The following is an 18,966-nucleotide window of genomic DNA, read 5'->3' as shown; positions in this document are numbered from 1 at the left end:
TGCACCGGCCGCGTGGAACTTACTGACGAACCGTGCGCGAGTTGGCCGGAGTGGCTGGCATGCTGCTGCGAAAGGGGTTGATGTCCAGTCCCCCGCGGCGGGTGTAACGCGCATGGACGCTGAGTTCTTGCGGAGCGCAGCGCTGCATCACGTCGACGAAGATGCGCTCCACGCACTGCTCGTGGAATTCATTGTGATCGCGGAACGAGACCAGGTAACGCAGCAGGCCAGCGTAGTCGATCGGTGCGCCACGATAGGCGATCTGCACGCTGCCCCAATCGGGCTGGCCGGTGACCGGGCAGTTCGAGCGCAGCAGGTGCGAAACCACGGTTTCCTCGATCGGGTTGGCGCTGACATCCGCATGCAGGAAATCTGCCTGTGGTGGGCCGTAGTGGTCGATGGCGATGTCCTGGCCGTCGAGCGGATGGCCGTCCAGATCGGTGACGGCGTATGCAGCCGCATTCGCGTCCCGGAGCTTCACATCGACCACGGCGCCCGCAGCGGCGGACAGATCCCGTGTCAGCGTGGCGGCAAGGGTGGTGGCGTCAGCGATGCGCTCCTGCGCGAAGCCGTTCAAGTACAGCTTGAACGATTTCGATTCGATGATGTTCGGCGAAGCCGCCGGCACGCGGAATTCGGCCAACGCCACGACAGGCTTGCCGCGCAGATCGAGCCATGACAGTTCGTAGGCGTTCCAGATGTCGACGCCGTGGAACGGCAGCGGTTCGGCCACGCCAATTTCTCCGCGCTTGCCGGCGCGCGGTATCGGAAACAGCAGGCTGGGGTCGTAGCGGTCGGCATAGATGGTGCTCTTGCCGAGCGGGGAATGTTCGGGGGTACTCATGTCCACAAGTTTAGCGGTTTTGGCTCCTCCCCCTGCGCGTTCCGAAAGGGGACTCCCTTCGGTCGCAGGGGAGGGAGCACGCGAGCACGCGTTACACGTTGACCATCTGCATCATGGCTCCGGCATAGCGCTCGCCGGCCACGGCATCCGGTGGAAACACCGCATCGATCGCCTTGAGTTCGGCAGCGCTGAGCTGCACGTCGAGTGCGCCGAGGTTCTCGTCCAGCCGCGAACGCCGCTTGGTGCCGGGTATCGCCAGCACATCGTGGCCCTGCGCCAGCGCCCAGGCCAAGGCCAGCTGCGCCGGCGAACAACCCTTGTCGGCAGCCAGCGTCTTCACCTGTTCGACCAGTTGCAGGTTGCGGGTGAAGTTGTCGCCGATGAAGCGCGGGCTGCGGCGGCGATAGTCGTCGGCATCGAAATCGTCCGGCGTGCGGATCGCGCCGGTGAGGAAGCCACGGCCCAGCGGCGAGTAGGCGACCAGGCTCACCCCCAGCTTGCGGCAGGCGTCGAGCATGCCGTTCTGCTGCGGGTCGCGGGTCCACAGCGAGAACTCACTCTGCAGAGCGGCGATCGGATGCACCTTGTGGGCGCGCTCCAGCGTGGCGCCGGACGCTTCGCTCATGCCGAGGTAACGCACCTTGCCGGCGTGCACCAGTTCGGCCATCGCACCGATGGTTTCCTCGATCGGCACGTTCGGATCGACACGGTGCTGGTAGTACAGGTCGATCGTTTCTATGCCGAGCCGCTTCAGGCTGGCGTCGCAGGAGGTGCGCACATACTCCGGCCGGCCGTCGACGCCGCGCGCCTGCGGGTTCGCGGGATCACGCACGATGCCGAACTTGGTGGCGATGAAGGCTTGCTGGCGACGGCCCTTGATCGCCTTGCCAACAAGTTCCTCGTTGGTGTGTGGGCCATACACATCGGCGGTATCGAGCAGGTTGAGGCCGCGCTCCAGTGCATGGTGGATGGTGGCGATCGATTCGTCGTCATCGCGCGGACCATAGAAGTCGCTCATGCCCATGCAGCCGAGGCCGAGTGCGGAAACCTGGGGGCCCGGCTTTCCGTGGGTATCTTTGCCGAGAGTGCGGGTTTGCATCGCGTTGCTCCGATGGGTGAAGGTGGGTGCATGGTGCGCCGTGTCGGCATTCGGATAAATGCTCAATAATGGCCATCACCATTCCATTGACGACAACAATCATCATGGATCGTCTCGAAGCCATGCGGCTGTATACGCGGATTGTCGAACTGGGCAGCTTCACGGCCGCCGCGGACGACCTGAACCTGCCGCGCGCGACCGTTACCCATGCGATCAAGCGGCTGGAAACCAGGCTCGGTGCGCAACTGTTGCAACGAACCACCCGCCGCGTGCGCACCACCCGCGACGGCGAGGTGTATTACGGCCACTGCGTGCGTCTGCTGGCTGACATGGACGAGGTCGAGGCCGATTTCCGTGAGGCCGCGGTGCAGCCGAAAGGACGTTTGCGCATCGACCTGTCCGCCGCGCTGGCCAGGTTGTTGGTGATTCCGGCACTCCCCGCATTCTGCGCGCGCTTTCCGCAGATCGAACTGGATATCGGTACCGGTGACCGCTACGTCGATCTGGTGCGCGAAGGCGTCGACTGCGCGGTGCGGGTCGGTGAACTGGGCGATACCGGCATGATCGGTCGACGCGTTGCCCTGCTGGCGCAGGTCACCACGGCCAGTGCCGATTACGTACGCCGGCATGGACGCCCGGAATCGCTGGCGGCCTTGCATGACGGTCACTACGCAGTGAACTGGGCCTCGCCGACGACGCGTCGTGCGGAACCACTGGAGTTCATGGTCGGTCGCAAGCGTCGCGAAGTGAGCCTGCCCGGAAAAATCACCGTCAGCGGTGCGGACGCCTATCTCGGCTGCTGCAAGGCTGGTCTCGGCATCGCGCAGTTCTCGCGCTATCGGATCGAACAGGAGCTGGCGAACGGCACGATGTGCGAGCTGCTCGCGGCAACACCGCCGCCATCATTGCCGATGACCGTGCTCTATCCGCCGCAGCGGCAGATGCCGGCACGGCTGCGCGTATTTGTCGACTGGCTGGTCGAGCTGACCGCCCATCAGCGCTGAGGCTTGCTGTGTATGGCGGTGACGTTGATGGACCTTGCTGCATGGTCAAACGATATGGATCCCGGGATGCGTATCGATAGCAGCTATGCTGGGGGTAGGGCGGAATCGTCAAGGTCATCAGCCAAAGCTGCCACTTGAGCCATTCGGATACGGTGGCTCGCTAGCTGCGCCGTGCGTTCGTCCTGCGCTGCACTATTACAAAGATCTAACGGGTGTCTAAGTGCAGCCTAAGCATAGTGTGAACAAATGGTCACGCTGGCACGCGAATCCATCGGTCCAAGGGTTCGTTGGTGCGGCTGCGGTCGATGTCCGGAACATCCGCCAAATTGGCATGCCCCCGACAAGGCCGTCGCCCATCTTCACGGTGAATCTTGAACACAGCTTGCTCTGCCCCCCCTCGGGGTCTCCTGCCGAGGGACGGGATCTACCGCATCCTGGTATGCCGGCCAAATCATCGCCTCGGCAATATTCTTCTGATGACGCCATTGATCGCCGAGCTTGAGCGGCTCTACAAAGGGGCGGAGATCGATATCGTTGCGGAAGGCCCGGCGGCCGCCGACGTGTTCGCCACGTTCTTCAGCGTCAAGAACATCTACTGTCTTCCGACGCGGGGCTTCAAGCATCCCATCGCATTTCTCTCGTTGATATCGAGAGTGCGGAAGAACCACTACGACCTGGTCATCGACCCTTGTGTCGGATCGAATTTCAGTCGCGTCCTGACGAGAATATTCAGGGGGCGGCACAAGCTTGGCTTCCACGACGCACCCAGCCTTCGTGGCCTGACCCACGGCGTGCCGGAATCGTTGGCGCCACGACACATGGCAAAGCGCCCGGTGAGCCTGATTCGGGGGCATGGACCGTCCGAGGATGGCGTTTTGAGGGATTTCCCGCCGCTCGACATACGCCTGAGTGATGCGGAACGCGCGCAGGGTCGATCCATCGTGCGCGAGCTTCTCGACACCTCGGGGCAGTCTGCGGCGAAGGTGGCGATCGGCATCTTCGCCAACGCAACGGGCGCGAAACGCTACCCGGGCCTGTGGTGGAGCGAATTCATCAACGCACTGAAGGAAACATGCCCGCAAGGGGGCATTGTCGAGATCATTCCTGCGAATGGCCGGTCGATGCTCGATTCACGCTGGCCGGGCTATTACTCAAGCAAGATCCGGCGCATGGGCGCCATCATGGCTGGTCTCGATCTGATGATCAGTGCCGATTGCGGTGTCATGCACCTTGCGGTGGCTTCGCACGTTCCGACCGTAGGCATGTTCTCGGTCACCGACGCCAACGTCTATGGCCCTTATGGTCTCGGCAATCGTCTGTTGGTCACCAACGGCAGCACCGCCAGCGACGTGGCGAGAAGCGTGGTGGCAGCCTGCTCGCAGTTGATGGATCCGTGCGCAGCTATTGCTGAAAACGTAGCGCAGGTACTGAGTCAGATCCAGGCTGCGCCCGATCAGATTCCGGGTTGACGGGTAGCCGTCATGCTGATGCCAGCAGCGTAGCTGGACGAGTGGCTGTCAGTTCCACGGGAGACGCAGATCGCATGCAGGTCTGCCTCTGCTGAAAGCTGGAGAGGTGCCTCATCCGCGCGACACGCCATGGCGCGGCGTGCTGGTGCCGTAGGTATCGACGCTCAGCGGAGCACCGATGGTGTTCAGGGCGGCGCGTTGCTCGGCCAGCGGAAGACGCAGCATGCAGTCCTCGTAACGTGCAAGCTTCTGGAACACCGGTTGCGACTGAACCAGCTCGACCAGGGCAGCTGTACGTGGCCAGCGCGTGGCGTCGATCGTGTAACGCACGAACGAAGCGGTGCGGAAGAAGCTGGCGATGCTGATGTCCGCGATCGAGAGCGTGCGGAACAGGAAGCCATCATCCGGCATCTGGTTTTCCAGATAATCGAGTGCGGCGGGAATCTCCACTTCGCGCGCCTGCTTCACCACCGCTTCGTCGGTGGCTTCGCCGAAGATGTGGCGCTGGATCGCCAGTTGATAGAACAGCCGCCAGATCAGCCCGTCGGCCAGCCGGGTGTCGGCGTATTCCTCCAGCCAGCGCGCCAGTGCGCGATCGTTGATGTCACGTGGATACAGCGCAGGCGCGGGGTAACTGTCCTCCAGGTACTGGCAGATCACCGACGAGTCGTTCAGCACGAAGCCGTCGTCGATCAGTACTGGAATGCGCCGCAGCGGACTCAATCGTGTGAAATGGTCGTCGCCGACGAAGGGCGCGATCGGATCGATCTCGTAGTCGATGCCTTTCAGTTCCAGGCATACCAGAACCTTGCGCACGTAGGGCGAAAGGTAATTGCCGATGATCTTCAGACGAGACATCGCAGCATTCCGCACGGTACGAAGGTGGTCAGCGTGTGCGACGTTCCAAGCATGCGTCAAGCGGAAAGCATGCGCTCAAGATCCTGCGTTCAGACTGGCGACAGGGAGTGCCGGCACGGCGGTCGGTGAACCGTTGGAATCCAGCGCGATCATCACGAAGCGGCCGGTGGTGCAGACGCGGCGGTCGCCGGTGAGCGGGTCCTCGGCGGTCATCTCCACCTCGATCTGCATCGAGCTGCGGCCGACCGCAACCACGCGGGCGACCAACTCCACCAGCTGGCCGGTGCGCACCGGTACGCGGAAGTTCACTTCCTCCGAGCGCGCGGTGACCACGCTGCGTCGCGCATGACGCGAGGCGACGATGAAGGCGGCCTTGTCCATCCACGCCAGCGCCTGGCCGCCGAACAGGGTGCCGAGGTGGTTGGCGTGATCGGGGAAAACCATTTCCAGCAGGCGGGCTTCGGGCAACGCGGTCATCGGGGCGCTTCCATGTGAGGAGATGTCATCGCCTGTACATGCAGACGATTCGGCCGACCATTGTGCCGCAGGCCGCATGGCCATGCGCCGGATCGGGACCTCTGGCAGAGGTTGCAGGCGATTTGCGGGGTTAGCATCGGCGATTCGGTACCATCGACGCCATCATCCCGGCGCCTGCCGGCATGGCGACCAACAACACAGGCGGGATCTGCAATGAATTCAATGATCGGCAAGTCGTGCCTGTACGGCACACTGTTGCTGGGACTGTTGTCAGCCGGAGTCATGGCGCAGGGCAGCACACTGGGGGCAAGCGACTATGCGCAGGCCGAGCGCTTCATGGGCTACAACGTTGCCCCACTGGTCGATCATGCGGTGCAGAAGGTCGATTGGCTGGATAACGCCCACTTCTGGTACCGCGACCATGACAGCCACGGCGATCATTTCATGCTGATGGATGCTGCCAGTGGTCGCGCCGCACCGCTGTTCGATCAGACCACATTGGCCAGCGCGCTGGGCAAGCTCACCGGCAAGCCGGTCGATGCGAACAAGTTGCCGGTCACCGGCTACAGCGTGAAGCCGGATGGCCGTCTCGGGATCACGGTTCGCGACAAGCCGTATCTGTGTGACATGAAAGCGGCTGCATGCGTGGACGACAAGAGCGTGCAGGCTGCGAACAACGAACCGATCGTGCTGTCGCCGGACAGGAAATCCGCGGCCTTCATCCGCCACTGGAACCTGTGGCTGCGCGACGTGGCGACGGGCAAGGAGACCCAGCTCACCAGTGACGGCGTGGAGAACTTCGGCTACGCCACCGACAACGCCGGCTGGAAGCACACTGACAACGCGATCCTGGTGTGGTCGCCGGATTCGACGCATATCGCCACGTTCCAGCAGGACCAGCGCAAGACCGGTGACATGTACATGATCAGTACCAATGTCGGGCATCCCAAGCTGGAGGCGTGGAAATACCCGCTGGTCGGCGACAAGGACGTGACGATGATCGAGCGCGTCATCATCGACGTGCCCACGCACAAGGTCGTGCGCCTGCAGATGCCGCCGGACCAGCACCGCTCCACCCTGTGCGACGACGTCAGCTGCGGACCGGACGGTGGCTGGGACGACGTGCAGTGGGCACCGGACGGCAAGACGCTGGCCTTCGTGTCCACTTCGCGCGACCACAAGAGTGCCACCTTGCGTGTGGCCGATGCAGGCAGCGGCAAGGTGCATGACGTGCTCAACGAAACCTTGCCGACCTATTACGAAAGCGGCAACGACAAGGTCAACTGGACCTATCTGCCACAGTCGAACGAGGTGATCTGGTTCAGCGAACGCAACAACTGGGGCAATCTGTATCTGTACGATCTCGCCAGCGGCAAGCTCAAGCATGCGATCACCACCGGCGAAGGCAACGTCACCCAGGTGCTGCGTGTGGACGACAAGAGCCGCGCGCTGTGGTTCCGCGGCGTCGGTCGCGAACGTGGCGAGAATCCTTATTACCGACAGTTCTACAAGGTGGGTTTCGACGGTGGCCAGCCAACCCTGCTTACCCCGGAAGACGCCGATCACACGGTGATGTTGTCGCCGGACGGCAAGTATTTCGTCGATGCGTATTCCACCACCGACACTCCGCCGGTGACCGTCCTGCGCAGCAGTGACGATGGCAAGACGGTGGCCAATGTGGCCAAGGCCGACATTGCGCGCCTGCGTGCCGCCGGCTGGGTGCCACCGCAGGTGTTTTCGGTAAAGGCGCGAGACGGCAAGACCGATCTTTATGGCGTGATGTTCAAGCCGACCCACTTCGATCCGCACAAAAAATATCCGGTCATCGACTACATCTATCCCGGCCCGCAGACCGGTTCGGTGCGCAGTTTCGGTTTCCTGGCTGCCAACGGCGACAACCAGTCGCTGGCCGAACTCGGCTTCATCGTGGTCGCCATCGACGGCATGGGTACGCCGTGGCGCTCGAAGGCCTTCCATGATGCGTATTACGCCAACATGGGCGACAACACGTTGCCGGATCAGGTCGCCGGTCTCAAGGAGCTGGGCAAGCAGCACGCGTGGATCGATCTGGATCGCGTCGGCATCTGGGGCCACTCCGGCGGCGGCAATGCCACCGCGGACGCGATGTTCCGCTACCCGGATTTCTTCAAGGTGGGCTGGGCCGAAAGCGGCAACCACGACAACCGCAATTACGAGGATGACTGGGCCGAGAAGTGGCAGGGCCTGCTGGTGACGAACAAGGACGGCAGTACAAATTACGACGACCAGGCCAACCAGAATCTGGCGAAGAACCTCAAGGGGCATCTGATGCTGGTACACGGCACGATGGACGACAACGTGCCGACCAGCAACACGCTGCTGGTCGTCGACGCGCTGATCAAGGCGAACAGGGACTTCGATCTGTTGCTGATCCCGAACGCCCATCACGGTTACGCCGCCGCCACGCCGTACGCCACGCGCCGGCGCTGGGACTACTTCGTGCGCAACCTCGCCGGCGATACGCCACCGAAAGAGTACGAGTTGAAGGCGTGGCCCTGGATGTGAGGTCGCCAGTGAGGCCAGTGGCATCAGCGGGATGCTTGAGCGGCATCCGTTGATGCTTCACCAGGTTGATCACGCCATGCCGGTCAGTCCGCCCGTGTGGCCATCACTGGCGGCACCGCTGCAGCGCGCAGCGCCGGGCCGAGCACCGCGCCTTGGCCGAGCAACCACAACAGTACGGCGCCGATGGGCAGATAAAGGAACGGCAGCTGCGGCAGTTCATAATGCGTCATCAACACCATGTTGAGCGCATAGGCCAGCAGCATGCCCAGCACGATGCCGCCGCTGACGATCAGGAAATTCTCGGTCTGGAAGTAGTGCAGGACGTCATTCCGCGTGGCGCCCAGGGCGCGCCGGATGCCGATCGATCGCCGCCGCTGCTGTACCCAGAAGCTGGCCAGGCCAGCGATGCCCAGCGCGGTGACGAACAGCAGTCCGGCCGCCGCTGCCAGCAACAGGCCGATCATGGTGCGATTGCGACGGAAGAAGTCGGCGCGCAATTGGCTGAACGTCTGCGCCTGCCGCAGGACGCGGTTGCCATCGAGCCGGTTCAGCGCATCGGCCATCTGCTTCAGCACACGCTCGCGTTCCTGCGGTGCCGTGCGCAGCACGTAGGTGACGTCGTTGCTGTCCGGCAGCATTGGAAACAGCGTGCTGTAATCGTTGCTGGCGGCTTCGCGCAGATGTGGCCGCAGCAGATGATCGACCACGCCGACGATGCGCACCGGGTTGTCGCCGGGATAGATTTCCTTGCCCAGCGCGCTCTGGCGGGGAAACAGCCGCTCGGCCAGCGCGCGGGTAATGATGGTGACCGGCACACGGTTGATACCGGCCCAGTCGTGTGCGCTGTCCATCGGCAGGTATTCGTCGGGCAGGAAATCGCGCCCTTCGACCAAATGCAAGCCCAGTGTCGCGAGTTCGCCGGGAGTGCCATCGTAGGCCGTGGCGGTGAGATCGGTATCGACGTTCGGTGCGGTGGCGATGCCATTGCTCCAGTCGTTGCCATTGAATGGCAGCGCATCGATGGCTGCCACGGCGGTCACGCCGGGGATGTTGCGCAACGCCGCCAGGTCCGCCGCGTGCCGGGCCAGCGAGTTTTCGTTTTCGTCCAGGCCGATGCTTTCGATCGTTACAAGCTCGTCTTCGACCAGTCCGCTGGACTGGCGCATTTGCGCAGTGCGGTTGGCGATCATGAACACCACGTTGCAGACGATCGCGCAGGTCAGGCTGACCTGCAGCACCAGCAACAACACGGTGAGCTTGTGACGGGTGAGGCTGGAGATCAATGGTCGCAGTGACATGGGATCACCTCATTGGGTCTTGAGCTGCAGGGCCGGCGCGATGTGGCAGGCGCGCCAGGCCGGTAACAGTCCAGCCAGCACGCTGGCGCATACCGCCAGTGCAAACGTGCCCAGCAACATGGCCGCATCCATCTGCGCCAGTTGCGCATAGCCATCCGGCCGCTGGCGCACGCTCCACAGGCCGAGCTCGGCGATGGCCAGACCCAACACGCCACCGGCCAGACCGATCACGGCTGATTCGATGCCGAACTGCAGGAAGATGTCGCGCCGCTGCGCACCGAGTGCCCGGCGAACGCTGACCTCGCCACTGCGGCGCAGGAATTTGGCCAGCAGAAGGCCGACGATATTGACCATGCAGACGCCGAGGAAGCCCAGTGCCAGCCACAACTGCAGACGCAGGTCGGAGGGGATCACCTGCTGTCGGGTGAGCCAGTCCATCAGGCCGTAGAGCTGGGCATCCGCGGGTCGAGGAAAGCGACCATGCGTTTGCTGCTCGCGCCAGTAGTCGCCGAGGAACTGACGATAGCTCTGCGCCTTGGCTGGATTGTCCAGCTGCACCCAGAACTGCAACCATGTGCAGTGATCACTGGTGCGGCCGCTGCTGCCGTTGCCCCAGCACATGAAATTGCCGCTGAAATCGAATTTCAGGTCCAGCGCCGTCTGCAGTGGCAGGAAAAACTGGTCGGTCTTGCCGAAGGAGCGATCGTTGACCTGGGCATAGAAGGTCGGCTGCGGATACCAGTCGTCCAGGACGCCGATCACCCTGAAGTCGGTGTTCTTCAGTCGTACCGTACGGCCGATGCCCGGCGTGTCGCCGAACAGCTTGCGATTGAGTTCGGCGTTGAGCACGACCACCCGCGCGCGCTGCTCATCGTCCTGCGCGGTCCAGCCGCTGCCGGCGCGGAACGGCGCACCGAACATCGGGAAGAAATCCGCGGTGACGTAATGTCCGGGCTGGAAGAACGGTCGCAGCGAGCCCTGCGCGGGGCGGATCGGTGCCGAGCCCGCCACCATCGCGGCCTGCCGGTCTGCCTGGTGGGCGCGCAACAGGTTCATTGCATCCGGCCAGGTCAGGTTGCCGTTGGGAGCACTGTCCTTGGAGGTCTTGCTGCGTTCCAGCGGGAGGGCGTCGAGCCGCGGCACAAACAACTGCGCGCTACGTCCGGGCAATGGATCGCCCGACATCACGTGCAGTACGGTGATCATGGTCATGCTGGCGCCGATCCCGAGGCCGATCGCCAGGATCATCAACGCGGTGAGTACCTTGCTGCGTTTCAGGCTGCGCAGCGCAAGAGCGAGGTAGTAGCCGAACATCGTGGAATCTCCTGGCCATCTGCGGACGCACTTTCCCGGCACCACCTGCCGAAGCAGGCGGCTCATTCAGTCTTCGAACTGACTGCCGGCGACATGGGTGGCCGCACGCGCCGGCAACGCACGGGTAACGGCAATCCGGCCGCTGCGGTGTTACTCAGCGCCGGCTGACGTTCTCGGCCAGACCTTTCGCCAGTGCTTCGTTCAGCAGCTTGTTCATCGCCTGCTCGGCATCATGAGAGGCTTGTTGCTGGCGTTGCTCCAGCGCGTGCTGCTGCTTTTCAAGCCCTGCCTGCTGCGATTCCAGGGTGCGTTGACTGGCATCGAGTTCACCCCGCAATGCCGCGTGGCGTTGCTCGAGCCGTGCCTGCTCTGCCTCGAGTGCTCGCCGTTGCGCGTCGAGCGCTCGCTTGTCGTCGGTCGTTTGCACTGCCTCTTGTGCCGAGAATTGCGCCTGTTGCTGTGCAAGCTCGGCCTGCTCCTGGGCGAAGCCGGCATCACGCGCGGCCAGGCCGGCCTGCTGGCCGGCAAGCCGGCCCTGTTCGCCTGCAAGCTGACCTTGTTGGCGGGCCAGTTCGGTCAACGGTGCATAAATGTTCCTGGCGTGTTCGAGGAATGCCTTGTCGCGAATGATGTAGGCAGCGCTGCCGTGGCGGAACCACAACATGGGGCCCTTGTTCGCCTGGTGCAGATCCTTGACCGCGGCGAGGTCGGTATCCGAACCGTTGATCGTGATGGTGTCGCCATCAAACAGTGCAAAGCCATCGCTGGCGTTGGCGCGGGTGTCGATGTCGATGTGCCGGGCCGAGAAGTCGCCGAAGCTCGGTGGAACGGGAGGAGGTGGTGGTGCGGGTGGCGCCATAGGCGGAAGCGGCGGAAGCGGTGGTGGTGGCGGAGCCAGAGGAGTCGGCAAGGTGCCCGGTAACGATGGCATGGCGGGGAGTGCTGCAGGAGCCGGAGCAGGGTGAGCAGCAGGAGCTGCTGTCACAGCCGTGTCCGGACTTGCCTGTGCCTGATCCGTGCTGCCTGCGGTGACGCGATAAGGAAGCACGCCGGCAAATGCGACGAGTGCGACGAGTACCCAGCCGCGCGTACGCGACATGGCGTTGGTGTTTTGCTGCAGCATGATCAGTCGCCTCTTCAGGTTCTGGAATGTTGGAGATGCACCGGCGAGACCGGAGTGCATGGGATGGGCCACGCCGAGGCGCAACAGCAGGCGCCCGTAGTCCTGCGGCGCCGCACTATGCTGCTGCAGCACCTGCGCATCACAGGCGGCTTCGCGATGAAGTGCGTACTCGCGCATCGCCCACGCCACCAGTGGATGGAAAAAGAACAGCCGTTGCGCAATCGCCGGTGCCCAACCGAGCCAGAGGTCGCCGCGACGCAGATGGGCCAGTTCGTGGGCGAGCGCCATCGATGATTCTTCCGGCGTCAGTACCTCGTTGGCTGGCAGCAGGATGCAGGGGTGCCACAGACCGGTTACCTGGGGCGACGTAATCGCATGTGACATGCGCAATTGAGGACAGTGGCGCAAGCCGAGCGTGCGGGCCTGCTGCGAGCATGCTGCCTGCAGCGTTGCATCGTGCAGTGGCGTGGATTCGCGTAGCGCCTGGTGCGTTTTCCGCCATTGCCGCGCGACCAGCAGCAGCTGCGCAAGCAGGCCGGCGAGCCACAAGCTCACCACGAACGAAGGCCAGGGGAACGGTCGCGTCGGCATCGACGCAGGCGCTGTGGTCTGCGCGGTCGTCATCGTCGAAGCGATGGGCAAGGACGGCGCGGCGATCTCCGAGGGTGTGGCGGATTCGTCCGATGGCGCGATCGCGGTGACCTGCGGGCTGGCCGTTGCTGCGATGGATGCGGGGGGCGATGCCGGCGACAGCAACCGAAGTTCTATCGGCGTGCCGGCGACCAGGCCGACGATCAACTGCACGCTGAGTATCCACCACAGCATGCAGCGGATCGCCGGTGACAATCGCGGCATCCAGCGACCCAGCAGCCATAGCGCGCCAATCAGCAATATCGCCTGTGCGGATGTCCAGGCGAGGCGGATGAGCAAGGTATCGGTCAGGGTGTGAATCGCGTTCATCTCACGACTCCTTGCGCTTGGACTGCAGCTGCGTGACCAGCGCTTCCAGCTGCGCCAGTTCGGTGTCGGAGACCTCGGCGTGCTCGGACATCCACGCCACGAACGGCGAGACCGAGCCGCTCAGTGTCTTCTCGACAAAGCTGCCGACGGCGCTGCGCATTGCCTCGCCGGGTCCGGTGGCGGTGCTGTAGCGATACATGCCCTTGACCTGCCGGCGCTTGAGATAGCCCTTGCCGCGCAAGCGTTCCATCATGGTCAGCACGGTGGAGCGCGCCAGTCCGCGCGGCTCGCCGTAGCCGACGGCCACTTCACCGACCGAGGCGTGACCGCATTCGTCGATGTGATGCAGTAGCGCCAGTTCCTGGTCGCCGATGGTGGATTTGCGCATGGCTGATGGTTCGCGTGACTACAGATGTAGTTACGCTACGCCATGCCTACACGTGTAGTCAATAGGCCGGACGATACCCCAACGCTCGCTGCGCGACACAACGGGGCCGATCAACGAAAAGGGCGTGTCAGAACGCCATATCGAACGCCACTTCACCCTGCACGCCAACCTGATACGCCGACACCCGGCGCTCGAAGAAATTGGTCACTTCCTGCACGTCCTGCAGGTCCATGAAGTCGAACGGGTTCTTCGCGCCATACTTCTTCGGCATGTCCAGCTGGGCCAGGCGCTGGTCGGCGCAGTATTCGAGGTACTGGCGCATGTCCTTCACCGACAGACCGACCACGCCGCCGGAGAGCACGTCCTCGGCGAACAGGGTCTCGCAGGCGATCGCGTCTTCCATCATCTGCTCGACCTGCGCGCGCATGGCGTCGTCGAACAGCTCGGGTTCCTGCTCGCGCACCGTGCGCACGACATCGAACGCGAACGCCATGTGGCCGCTCTCGTCGCGGAACACCCAGTTGGTGCCCGCGGCGAGGCCGTGCAGCAGACCGCGCGAGCGCAGGTAGTAGACATAGGCGAACGCGGCGTAGAAGAACAGGCCTTCGATGCAGGCGGCGAAGCAGATCAGGTTGAGCAGGAACTGCCGCCTCTGCTCGCGCGTCTCCAGCCGACGCAGGTCCTGCACCGAGTCGATCCACTTGAAGCAGAACTCGCCCTTGGCGCGGATCGAGGGGATGTTCTCGATCGCCGCGAACGCCATGTTGCGTTCGGCCGGATCAGGAATGTAGGTGTCGAGCAGGGTGAGATAGAACTGCACGTGCAGCGCTTCCTCGTACAGCTGGCGCGATAGGTACATACGCGCTTCGGGCGAATTGATGTGCTGATACAGATTCAGCACCAGGTTGTTCGACACGATGGTGTCGCCTGTGGCGAAGAACGCCACCAGGCGATGGATCAGGTGGCGATCGGCGGCGGACATCTTCGACGAGAGGTCCGCCGTGTCCATCGAGAAATCCACTTCCTCGACCGTCCAGGTGTTCTTGATCGCGTTGCGGTACATCTCGTAGAAGCCGGGGTAGCGCATCGGGCGCAGGGTGAGCTCGAATCCCGGGTCGAGGATGTGGGCGTTGCGGATGGGTTGGGCGGACATGGGTTTTCCTTGTGTGGTTCGCAGCCAGTGAGGCGCGGGTGCTTTGGCTCGTCATCCCAGCGAAAGCTGGGGCCCAGTGACTTCAGTTTTCATCGCGCTGCCATGTAGGCCAAAGGCTCTGGATCCCAGCTTTCGCTGGGATGACGGGTGTTTCATTGATAGGTTTCCAGACACTTGAGCTGCGGGAATGGATTTGCCTAATGCGAGCGCGCTCACCTTGCGTTTACCTTCTCGCCAGTGGTCGCAACGGCACACTGTATGTCGGCGTAACTTCCAGTCTGCCGGCACGTATCTGGCAGCACCGGAACAATGTGGTCGATGGCTTCACCCAACGTCATCACGTACACAACCTTGTCTGGTTCGAGTTGCACGAGACGATGGATTCCGCGATCACCCGCGAGAAGGCGATCAAGGCATGGAAGCGTGCATGGAAGATCGAGCTCATCGAGAAGTCCAATCCGTATTGGCGGGATTTGTATGCGGAGGTTTGCGACTGAATTCCCACTCCCTCACCGTCATTCCAGCGAAAGCTGGAATCCAGCGCCCATGCTTTGTTTGAGCGAAAGACGCTGGATCCCAGCTTTCGCTGGGATGACGAGCATGGCGCTACTGACAAGCCTCGCAGTACTCGGGATTTTCCAGCGAGCAGAACACCGCGGCATTGGCCTGCACCTGATCCACGACCAGCACGGTCTTGTCCGTCGACACGGTGGTCTTGGTGATCCTGGTGGCCGGGCGCGAGCGCAGGTAGTAGGTGGTCTTGATGCCGGCCTTCCATGCGTACATGTACATCGAGCTGAGCTGGCCGATGTTCGGGTTTTCCATGAACAGGTTCAGCGACTGGCTCTGATCGATATAGGCGCCACGCGCGGCACCGAGTTCGATCAGTGCCTTCTGCGGCAGCTCCCACACCGTGCGATAGATCGCACGCAGGCGTTCCGGAATCGCCGCTATACCCTGGATCGAGCCTTCCGCCAGCTTGATCGCGTCGCGGATTTCAGAGGTCCACAGGCCGAGTGTCTTCAGTTCGTCGGCAAGGTAACGATTGACCTGCAGGAAATCGCCCGACAGCGTCTCGCGCTTGAACAGGTTGCTGACCTGCGGCTCGATGCACTCGTAGCAGCCGGCGATCGAGGCGATCGTGGCGGTCGGCGCGATCGCGATCAGCAGCGAGTTGCGCAGGCCGTGCTGCTTGATGCGTTCGCGCAGCGCTTCCCAGCGCGCGCGGTCTTGTGGCGTGGCATTCGGCCAGTAGTCGAACTGCAATTCACCGTTCGCGGCGCGGCTCTCGGCGAAGCCCGGGTGTGTGCCTTCGACTGCGGCCAGTTCGGTCGACATCGACAGCGCGTGGAAATAGATCTCCTCGGCGATGCGGGTGGACAGTGCCAGCGCTTCGGTTGAATCGAACGGCAGGCGAAGTTTGAAGAACACGTCCTGCAGGCCCATCACGCCGAGACCGACCGGACGCCACTTCATGTTGGCGGTGCGCGCGGTGTCGATCGGATAGAAGTTGAGGTCGATCACCCGGTTGAGCTGGCGCACGGCGGTACGCACGGTCGAGGCGAGCTGCTCGAAATCGAACGCGTAGCTTTCATCAGCGGCGCGGACCACGTGCCGCGCCAGGTTCACCGAGCCCAGATTGCACACGGCCGTCTCGCTGGCCGAGCTCACTTCGAGGATCTCGGTGCACAGGTTGGACAGGTGGATCACATTGTCGGGATGGGCGGTCTGGTTGCTGGTGGCGTTGCAGCGATCCTTGAACGTCATCCAGCCGTTGCCGGTCTGCGCCAGCGTGCGCATCATGCGGGCATACAACTCGCGTGCCTTCACCGTCTTCACGGCGAGGCCATTCGCCTCGGCTTCGCGATAGGCGCGATCGAAGGTTTCGCCCCAGCTGTCGACCAGATGCGGCATCACCTTCGGATCGAACAGCGACCAGTCGCCATCGCTTTCGACGCGGCGCATGAATTCGTCGGGGATCCAGTTCGCGATGTTGAGGTTGTGCGCGCGGCGCGCGTCGTCGCCGGTGTTGTCGCGCAGCGCGAGAAAATCCTCGATGTCGGCGTGCCACGATTCCAGGTACACGCAGGCCGCGCCCTTGCGCTTGCCGCCCTGGTTCACCGCGGCGACCGAGGCATCCAGCGTCTTCAGCCATGGCAGCAGGCCATTGGAATGCCCGTTGGTGCCCTTGATCAGCGAGCCGCGCGAACGTACCCGCGAATAAGCCAGGCCGATGCCGCCGGCGAACTTGCTGAGCTTGGCGACGTCGGCGTACTTGTCGTAGATCGACTCCAGCGAGTCGAGCGGCGAGTCGAGCAGGTAGCACGAGCTCAGCTGTTCGTGTGCGGTGCCGGCGTTGAACAGAGTGGGCGAGCTGGCGATGTATTCCAGCGAGGACAGCAGCCGATAGAGTTCCAGCGTTTCGCCGATCTCGTTGCCACCGAGCGCGCAGGCGATGCGCATGAAGAAATGCTGCGGCGTCTCGATCACGAAACGCAGCTGCGGATGGCGCAGCAGGTAGCGGTCGTACACCGTGCGCAGGCCGAAGTATTCGAAGCGGCGTGTGGCCAGCGGATCGATTGCGTCGTTCAACTTGCGTGCGTTGATGGCGACGAAGTCGCGCAGGCGCGCGTTGAGGATGCCCAGTTCCGCGCCGCGCGCGATCGACTGCGAGAAACTCTGGATTTCCTGGCCGCTCACTTCCTTGTCGATGTAGGCACCGAGCAGGCGTGCGGCAAGCTGGCCGTACTCTGGCTCTTCAGCCGTCAGTGCCGCGGCGGTGCGGATGGAAAGCTGGTCCAGCTCCTGGGTGGTGGCGCCGTCGTACAGGCCGCCGATGGTCTTCAGCGCCACGCGCAGCGGGTCGACGCCATGCAGGCCTTCGCTGCTGCGGGTCACCGCGCGCACGATCTTGTTGACGTCGACGGTTTCCTGGCCGCCGTTGCGCTTGGTCACACGCATCTGGCCGGGGTTGTGCGGCGGGGTCAAGGTGAATGAGTCGTCGGGTGACGCCGCCTCGGTGGCGGCATCAGCGGGTGAATCGACGCGCGCGGTGGTGCGCTCGCGGGTAGCGGTATTCTGAGGTTGCATGGCTGTGGGCTCCCGGCATGGACATCAAACACCTGCTCCCGCGCGCAGGGCCTGAAGCGATGGATTCCGGGAACGGGTCACAATGCAGGCGCCATGCGGCCTACTGCACTGCGACGTGCCTCCCCGCGGAAGCCGTCACTACGCACCGGGACACGTTCGTCCCGATGTGCCGGCAGGTCTTCGGACTTGCGGACATGGATCTTGCGATCCGCCTACTTGTCCCCGCTTCCCAGTCGTGGACGACCAGTGCATGTGGTGACGTTCGTTTCCGCTTTACCGCTGCGGGGCAGTTCCGGATTTACACCGGATTCCCTTTTAAGCCCGACCGACGATCGCGTCTGGACGGGCACCGACGGACACAACATATCGGGTGCGCCAAGCAGGGTCAACCCAACAAGTTGTGCACAAGTCGGGGGATAACCCGCGTGCGGCAAGGTGCAGCGCGGGTTGCCACGGGCTTACCTTTTTCGTGCCCGGGGTTGCTGTGGGGCTGGAACACTCCGGCGCGGTCAGGGTGCGTCGACAGGGATCAGAGCGCGTCGTGATCCAGTTCGCCGGTGCGGATTCGGATCACCTGTTCCAGCGTGCTGACGAAGATCTTGCCGTCGCCGATCTTGCCGGTGCGGGCGGAGTGCTGGATCGCTTCCAGCACGCGATCGAGCTGGTCGTCGGCGATCGCCACTTCCAGCTTGATCTTGGGCAGGAAGTCGACCACGTATTCGGCGCCGCGATACAGCTCGGTATGGCCTTTCTGGCGGCCGAAGCCCTTCACCTCGGTCACCGTCACACCCTGCACGCCGACCTCAGCCAGCGCCTCGCGCACATCGTCCAGCTTGAATGGCTTGATGATCGCCACGACTAGCTTCATGGGTTATTCCTTGAATCGACGGATATCGACACGATAAACCCGCATTCTGCCTGCCTCTTGGTGTGTTGTCGCCTGAGGGAGGCTCGTGTAGGACAATCCTTACGTTTATTGATGGAGCATACCGATGGTGTACCCAAATTCCATTCACCTAGACTTCATTCCGACGAGTTCGAGGCGCTATCCATGATGGATAGGCAGGATATCGACCAGATTGCCCTGCGACTTGTGTCGTTGGTACCGCCAGGACTGGCACAGGCGCAACAGGATTTGCGAGCCAACTTCCAGGATGTTCTGGCGCAAGGATTGCGCCGCCTCGACCTGGTCACCCGCGAGGAATTCGAAGTCCAGACGCAAGTGCTGGCGCGTACGCGCGCCAAGGTCGACGAATTGGAGCGACGCGTGGCCGAACTCGAGGCTGCCGTGGCTGCCCGCGGGGGCTAGCAACAACCAACCTCCCGGGAGCCGCCCCCGATCCGT

At 63.1% G+C, this 18,966-nt stretch carries 16 protein-coding genes and 1 riboswitch; of the genes, 5 read left to right on the top strand and 11 right to left on the bottom strand.

The genetic code is table 11. From position 1 onward, the window contains the following. Window positions 1-19 precede the first annotated feature (19 nt). Window positions 20-844, bottom strand: coding sequence for an NADPH-dependent 7-cyano-7-deazaguanine reductase QueF (gene queF, locus B0E51_RS01140; RefSeq protein WP_077442987.1), 825 nt, complete (start codon window positions 842-844; stop codon window positions 20-22). Between the two features lie 91 nt (window positions 845-935). After that, the gene (locus B0E51_RS01135; RefSeq protein WP_077443272.1) at window positions 936-1,943 is read right to left on the bottom strand and encodes an aldo/keto reductase; all 1,008 of its coding nucleotides are present in this window, start codon (window positions 1,941-1,943) and stop codon (window positions 936-938) included. Between the two features lie 104 nt (window positions 1,944-2,047). On the opposite strand from B0E51_RS01135, the gene B0E51_RS01130 reads away from it, so the two are divergent. Beyond that, on the top strand, window positions 2,048-2,947 hold the full coding sequence (locus tag B0E51_RS01130; protein ID WP_077443271.1) for a LysR family transcriptional regulator: 900 nt from the start codon (window positions 2,048-2,050) through the stop codon (window positions 2,945-2,947). A 485-nt stretch (window positions 2,948-3,432) separates the two neighbouring features. Then, window positions 3,433-4,416 (top strand): glycosyltransferase family 9 protein, encoded by a 984-nt coding sequence (locus B0E51_RS01125; RefSeq protein ID WP_168172537.1) that lies wholly within the window; start codon window positions 3,433-3,435, stop codon window positions 4,414-4,416. Window positions 4,417-4,527: 111 nt separating this feature from the next. On the opposite strand, the gene B0E51_RS01120 is transcribed toward B0E51_RS01125, so the two are convergent. Together B0E51_RS01120 and B0E51_RS01115 are read right to left on the bottom strand one after the other, a co-directional pair. Continuing rightward, on the bottom strand, window positions 4,528-5,274 hold the full coding sequence (locus B0E51_RS01120; protein ID WP_077442985.1) for a glutathione S-transferase family protein: 747 nt from the start codon (window positions 5,272-5,274) through the stop codon (window positions 4,528-4,530). A 75-nt stretch (window positions 5,275-5,349) separates the two neighbouring features. Then, window positions 5,350-5,751: an acyl-CoA thioesterase gene (locus tag B0E51_RS01115; protein ID WP_077442984.1), complete on the bottom strand. Its 402-nt coding sequence runs from the start codon at window positions 5,749-5,751 to the stop codon at window positions 5,350-5,352. A 213-nt stretch (window positions 5,752-5,964) separates the two neighbouring features. Here B0E51_RS01115 and B0E51_RS01110 point away from each other — a divergent pair, with 213 nt between their 5' ends. Further along, window positions 5,965-8,295, top strand: coding sequence for a S9 family peptidase (locus B0E51_RS01110; RefSeq protein ID WP_077442983.1), 2,331 nt, complete (start codon window positions 5,965-5,967; stop codon window positions 8,293-8,295). An 83-nt stretch (window positions 8,296-8,378) separates the two neighbouring features. On the opposite strand, the gene B0E51_RS01105 is transcribed toward B0E51_RS01110, so the two are convergent. From B0E51_RS01105 to B0E51_RS01085, 5 genes are all read right to left on the bottom strand, one after another. After that, entirely contained in the window at window positions 8,379-9,593 is a 1,215-nt protein-coding gene (locus B0E51_RS01105; RefSeq protein ID WP_077442982.1) for an FtsX-like permease family protein, read from the bottom strand. A 9-nt stretch (window positions 9,594-9,602) separates the two neighbouring features. Continuing rightward, window positions 9,603-10,907: an ABC transporter permease gene (locus tag B0E51_RS01100; protein ID WP_077442981.1), complete on the bottom strand. Its 1,305-nt coding sequence runs from the start codon at window positions 10,905-10,907 to the stop codon at window positions 9,603-9,605. Window positions 10,908-11,061: 154 nt separating this feature from the next. Further along, window positions 11,062-12,990, bottom strand: a complete 1,929-nt coding sequence (locus B0E51_RS01095; protein WP_077442980.1) for a M56 family metallopeptidase — start codon at window positions 12,988-12,990, stop codon at window positions 11,062-11,064. A gap of 1 nt (window position 12,991) precedes the next feature. After that, entirely contained in the window at window positions 12,992-13,378 is a 387-nt protein-coding gene (locus B0E51_RS01090; RefSeq protein WP_077442979.1) for a BlaI/MecI/CopY family transcriptional regulator, read from the bottom strand. Window positions 13,379-13,505: 127 nt separating this feature from the next. Continuing rightward, the gene (locus B0E51_RS01085; protein WP_077442978.1) at window positions 13,506-14,531 is read right to left on the bottom strand and encodes a ribonucleotide-diphosphate reductase subunit beta; all 1,026 of its coding nucleotides are present in this window, start codon (window positions 14,529-14,531) and stop codon (window positions 13,506-13,508) included. Between the two features lie 200 nt (window positions 14,532-14,731). On the opposite strand from B0E51_RS01085, the gene B0E51_RS01080 reads away from it, so the two are divergent. After that, window positions 14,732-15,028 (top strand): GIY-YIG nuclease family protein, encoded by a 297-nt coding sequence (locus tag B0E51_RS01080; protein ID WP_077442977.1) that lies wholly within the window; start codon window positions 14,732-14,734, stop codon window positions 15,026-15,028. A gap of 109 nt (window positions 15,029-15,137) precedes the next feature. On the opposite strand, the gene B0E51_RS01075 is transcribed toward B0E51_RS01080, so the two are convergent. Further along, window positions 15,138-17,621, bottom strand: a complete 2,484-nt coding sequence (locus tag B0E51_RS01075; RefSeq protein ID WP_077442976.1) for a ribonucleoside-diphosphate reductase subunit alpha — start codon at window positions 17,619-17,621, stop codon at window positions 15,138-15,140. 153 nt (window positions 17,622-17,774) lie between these two features. Beyond that, window positions 17,775-17,990: riboswitch (cobalamin riboswitch) on the bottom strand. 160 nt (window positions 17,991-18,150) lie between these two features. Next, window positions 18,151-18,489 (bottom strand): P-II family nitrogen regulator, encoded by a 339-nt coding sequence (gene glnK, locus B0E51_RS01070; RefSeq protein WP_077440644.1) that lies wholly within the window; start codon window positions 18,487-18,489, stop codon window positions 18,151-18,153. A gap of 183 nt (window positions 18,490-18,672) precedes the next feature. Between glnK and B0E51_RS01065 the strand changes: the two genes are divergently transcribed. Beyond that, window positions 18,673-18,930 (top strand): accessory factor UbiK family protein, encoded by a 258-nt coding sequence (locus B0E51_RS01065; protein ID WP_077442975.1) that lies wholly within the window; start codon window positions 18,673-18,675, stop codon window positions 18,928-18,930. Window positions 18,931-18,966: the final 36 nt, after the last annotated feature.

It is taken from the genome of Rhodanobacter sp. C05 (genome assembly GCF_002001165.1).
Taxonomy (GTDB): Bacteria; Pseudomonadota; Gammaproteobacteria; order Xanthomonadales; family Rhodanobacteraceae; genus Rhodanobacter.
The sequence above is the reverse complement of the archived record's forward strand: the minus strand, read 5'-3'. Positions and strand labels throughout refer to the sequence as shown.

What these genes read in the sequence shown, in the direction of transcription:
- B0E51_RS01065 (WP_077442975.1), top strand. Translation starts at nt 18,673, where the DNA reads ATGATGGATAGGCAGGATATCGACCAGATTGCCCTGCGACTTGTGTCG.
- B0E51_RS01075 (WP_077442976.1), bottom strand. Translation starts at nt 17,621, where the DNA reads ATGCAACCTCAGAATACCGCTACCCGCGAGCGCACCACCGCGCGCGTC.
- B0E51_RS01105 (WP_077442982.1), bottom strand. Translation starts at nt 9,593, where the DNA reads ATGTCACTGCGACCATTGATCTCCAGCCTCACCCGTCACAAGCTCACC.
- glnK (WP_077440644.1), bottom strand. Translation starts at nt 18,489, where the DNA reads ATGAAGCTAGTCGTGGCGATCATCAAGCCATTCAAGCTGGACGATGTG.
- B0E51_RS01080 (WP_077442977.1), top strand. Translation starts at nt 14,732, where the DNA reads ATGCGAGCGCGCTCACCTTGCGTTTACCTTCTCGCCAGTGGTCGCAAC.
- B0E51_RS01100 (WP_077442981.1), bottom strand. Translation starts at nt 10,907, where the DNA reads ATGTTCGGCTACTACCTCGCTCTTGCGCTGCGCAGCCTGAAACGCAGC.
- B0E51_RS01085 (WP_077442978.1), bottom strand. Translation starts at nt 14,531, where the DNA reads ATGTCCGCCCAACCCATCCGCAACGCCCACATCCTCGACCCGGGATTC.
- B0E51_RS01135 (WP_077443272.1), bottom strand. Translation starts at nt 1,943, where the DNA reads ATGCAAACCCGCACTCTCGGCAAAGATACCCACGGAAAGCCGGGCCCC.
- B0E51_RS01095 (WP_077442980.1), bottom strand. Translation starts at nt 12,990, where the DNA reads ATGAACGCGATTCACACCCTGACCGATACCTTGCTCATCCGCCTCGCC.
- queF (WP_077442987.1), bottom strand. Translation starts at nt 844, where the DNA reads ATGAGTACCCCCGAACATTCCCCGCTCGGCAAGAGCACCATCTATGCC.
- B0E51_RS01090 (WP_077442979.1), bottom strand. Translation starts at nt 13,378, where the DNA reads ATGCGCAAATCCACCATCGGCGACCAGGAACTGGCGCTACTGCATCAC.
- B0E51_RS01130 (WP_077443271.1), top strand. Translation starts at nt 2,048, where the DNA reads ATGGATCGTCTCGAAGCCATGCGGCTGTATACGCGGATTGTCGAACTG.
- B0E51_RS01110 (WP_077442983.1), top strand. Translation starts at nt 5,965, where the DNA reads ATGAATTCAATGATCGGCAAGTCGTGCCTGTACGGCACACTGTTGCTG.
- B0E51_RS01120 (WP_077442985.1), bottom strand. Translation starts at nt 5,274, where the DNA reads ATGTCTCGTCTGAAGATCATCGGCAATTACCTTTCGCCCTACGTGCGC.
- B0E51_RS01115 (WP_077442984.1), bottom strand. Translation starts at nt 5,751, where the DNA reads ATGACCGCGTTGCCCGAAGCCCGCCTGCTGGAAATGGTTTTCCCCGAT.